3 protein-coding genes are annotated in these 3,097 nt (G+C 73.1%); 1 reads left to right on the top strand and 2 read right to left on the bottom strand.

What is annotated here, in order from left to right; genetic code table 11:
* Positions 1-400: 400 nt before the first annotated feature.
* A complete protein-coding gene (locus tag JHN63_RS49480; protein WP_200691692.1) occupies positions 401-1,534 on the top strand; it encodes an acyl-CoA dehydrogenase family protein in 1,134 nt (377 codons plus the stop codon).
* A 101-nt stretch (positions 1,535-1,635) separates the two neighbouring features.
* Here JHN63_RS49480 and JHN63_RS49475 read toward each other — a convergent pair whose 3' ends face one another.
* Positions 1,636-1,965 carry a rhodanese-like domain-containing protein gene (locus tag JHN63_RS49475; protein WP_200691693.1) on the bottom strand — a complete coding sequence of 110 codons (330 nt, stop codon included), beginning with the start codon at positions 1,963-1,965 and terminating at the stop codon, positions 1,636-1,638.
* A 14-nt stretch (positions 1,966-1,979) separates the two neighbouring features.
* Positions 1,980-2,873 carry a hypothetical protein gene (locus JHN63_RS49470; protein ID WP_307782177.1) on the bottom strand — a complete coding sequence of 298 codons (894 nt, stop codon included), beginning with the start codon at positions 2,871-2,873 and terminating at the stop codon, positions 1,980-1,982.
* Positions 2,874-3,097 lie beyond the last annotated feature (224 nt).

Raw genomic sequence — 3,097 nt, 5'->3', positions numbered from 1 at the left:
GCTGGGCGGGCACGTGCGGTCCCTCGGGGGCGGCGGGTATGCGCGGGCCCTCGGCGGAGGAGGCAGACGCCTGCTCCCCCTCGGGGGCCTTCGAGCCTCCGTCGTTCGCGTCCATTCCGCCCCGTTTCCGATTCCTGTCCGTCGCACGGAACGGTACTCAGACGCACGCTCCCGGCACAGTCCTGATGCCCACAGGTCATGCACCTTGTCATGTTGTCCACAGGGGCTGCCCGCAGGTTGTCCACAGCCGTTGACGCCCCACCTCGGCGCATTCGACCATGGAACGGACAAACCGAACGATCGGCAGGCACGGGGGCGACCGGCCGAGGCGTTCCCTTCTTGTAGAACGTGTTCTATCTTGACGCTCCGTCAGATCAGGTCTTGCGGAAGGACGGGAACCGTGGACTTCACCTTCAGCGAGGAGCAGCAGGCGGCGGCCGAGGCGGCGGCGGGGGTGTTCGCCGATGTCGCGCCGGACGGTGTGCCCAGCCCGGCCGACACCACGGGCGCCGTGGCCGACGACTTCGACCGCGCGCTGTGGGCCAGGCTCGCCGAGGCGGACCTGCTGAGCCTGCTGCTCGACGAGGCGTACGGCGGCGCGGGCCTGGACGCGATCGCCCTGTGCCTGGTGCTGCGGGAGTCGGCGAAGGTGCTGGCCAGGGTGCCGCTCCTGGAGAGCAGCGCGGTGGCCGCGACCGTACAGGCCTACGGCGGCGAGGAGTTGAGGTCGGCCCTGCTCGCCCGGGCCGGCCGCGGCGAGCTCGTGCTGACCGTCGCCGCGCACGGCCGCACCGGCCACGACCCGGCCGAACTGGCCGTGACGGCACGGCGGGACGGCGACCGGTGGGTGCTGGACGGGGTGCAGACGGCGGTGCCGTGGGCGCACAACGCGGACCTGGTCGTCGTACCGGCGCACACGGACACCGGCCGGACCGTCCTCGCACTGGTCGCGCCGGACCGGGAAGGCGTCGTCCTCGCCGAGCAGATATCCACCACGGGCGAGCGGCTCGCCGAACTGCGCCTGGAATCCGTGCCGATCGCGCGGGTCGACGTCATCGACGCCGAGGGCGCCTGGGAGTGGCTGCGCGATCTGCTGACCGCCGGCACCTGCGCACTGGCCCTCGGACTCGGCACCGCCGTCCTGCGCATGACCGCCGAATACACCGGTAAGCGCGAGCAGTTCGGGTTCCCCGTCGCGACCTTCCAGGCCGTCGCCGTGCAGGCCGCCGACCGCTACATCGACCTGCGCGCGATGGAGGCCACCCTGTGGCAGGCCGCGTGGCGGATCGCCTCGGGGGCACAGGGCGCGCTGCCCGCCGCCGCGGACCTGGCCGTGGCCAAGATCTGGGCGGCGGAGGGGGTACGACGGGTCGTGCAGACCGCGCAGCATCTGCACGGGGGGTTCGGCGCCGACACCGAGTACCCCCTGCACCGGTACCACGCCTGGGCCAAGCACCTGGAGCTGTCGCTGGGCCCGGCGGCGGCACACGAGGAGGCGTTGGGGGATCTGCTGGCGGCGCATCCGCTGGGCTAGACCCCAACCGACCGCGACCACAGGGGTGGCAACAGCGCGAACGCCGGTTGTGGCAGGAGCACGAAGCCTGGTCGCGACCAGAGCACGAAGCCCGGCTGTGGCTAGAGCACGAAGCCCGGCCGGCCCTCGTCCGTGACGACGGGTCGGCCGGCGGCGGCCCACACCTGCATGCCGCCGTCGACGTTCACGGCGTCGATGCCCTGCTGGGCCAGGTACATCGTGACCTGGGCCGAACGCCCGCCGGAGCGGCAGATCACATGGACCCGCCCGTCCTGCGGCGCCGCCTCGGTCAACTCGCCGTACCGGGCCACGAATTCACTGATGGGGATGTGCAACGCCCCCGCGGCGTGACCCGCCTGCCACTCGTCGTCCTCGCGGACGTCCAGCAGGAAGTCGCCGTCCTTGAGGTCGCCGACCTCGACCGTGGGCACACCAGCTCCGAAACTCATGCCTCGACGCTACCCGACGGACCTTCGGAGCTACCCGACGGATCTCCGGACACATCCCGCTGCGCGAGCAGTGACGCCAACTCCGCTTCCCGCTCGGCGACTTGGGTGAGCAACTGCTCGGCGATCTCGTCGAGCAGCCGGTCGGGGTCGTCCGGGGCGATGCGGAGCATGGAGCCGATGGCGCCCTCCTCCAGCTCGCGGGCGACGAGCGTGAGGAGTTCCTTGCGGTGGGCGAGCCATTCGAGGCGGGCGTAGAGCTCCTCGCTGGGGCTCGGGCCGCGCTCCGCCGGGGCCGGTCCCGCCGCCCACTCCTCGCCCAACTCGCGCAGCAGGGGCGCGTCACCGCGGCTGTAGGCGGCGTTGACCCGGGTGATGAACTCCTCGCGCCGCTTACGCTCGTCGTCGTCCTGCGCCAGGTCGGGGTGGGCCTTGCGGGCCAGCTCGCGGTAGAGCTTGCGGGCCTCCTCGCTGGGGCGCACCCGCTGCGGGGGCCGTACCGGCTGGTCCGTGAGCATCGCCGCGGCCTCCGGGAACAGCCCGTCGCCGTCCATCCAGCCGTGGAACAGCTCCTCGACCGCGGGCATCGGCATCACCCGGGCCCGCGCCTCGTCCGCCTTGCGGATGTCCTCGGGGTCACCGGTGCGGGCGGCGACGGCCTCGGCGATCTGCGCGTCGAGTTCGTCGAGCCGGGAGTACATCGGGCCGAGTTTCTGGTGGTGCAGCCGGGAGAAGTTCTCGACCTCGATGCGGAAGGTGTCCACCGCGATCTCGTACTCGATCAACGCCTGCTCGGCCGCGCGTACGGCCCGCTCCAGCCGCTCCTCGGGCCGGGGCGCCGCGCTCTCCACCGGGCCGGCGTCGGCCGCACCGCTCTCCGTGCCCTCGGGCACCGGCACCGTGGCGTCCGCGCCGGCACCGCTGCGCGCGCTCGCGGAACCGTCACCCGCCACGGCTCCGCCGGCAGACGGCACCTCGGCACTCGCCTGCTCCGGCGCCGGTTCACCAACGGGCGCGGACTGGGACGGTGCCGGTGCCCGAGGGCACGGAGAGCGGTGCGGCCGACGCCGGCCCGGTGGAGAGCGCGGCGCCCCGGCCCGAGGAGCGGCTGGAGCGG

Origin of the sequence: Streptomyces sp. MBT65, assembly GCF_016612545.1 — a bacterium.
GTDB lineage: Bacteria > Actinomycetota > Actinomycetes > Streptomycetales > Streptomycetaceae > Streptomyces.
This window is presented reverse-complemented; position numbering and strand designations above follow the sequence as displayed.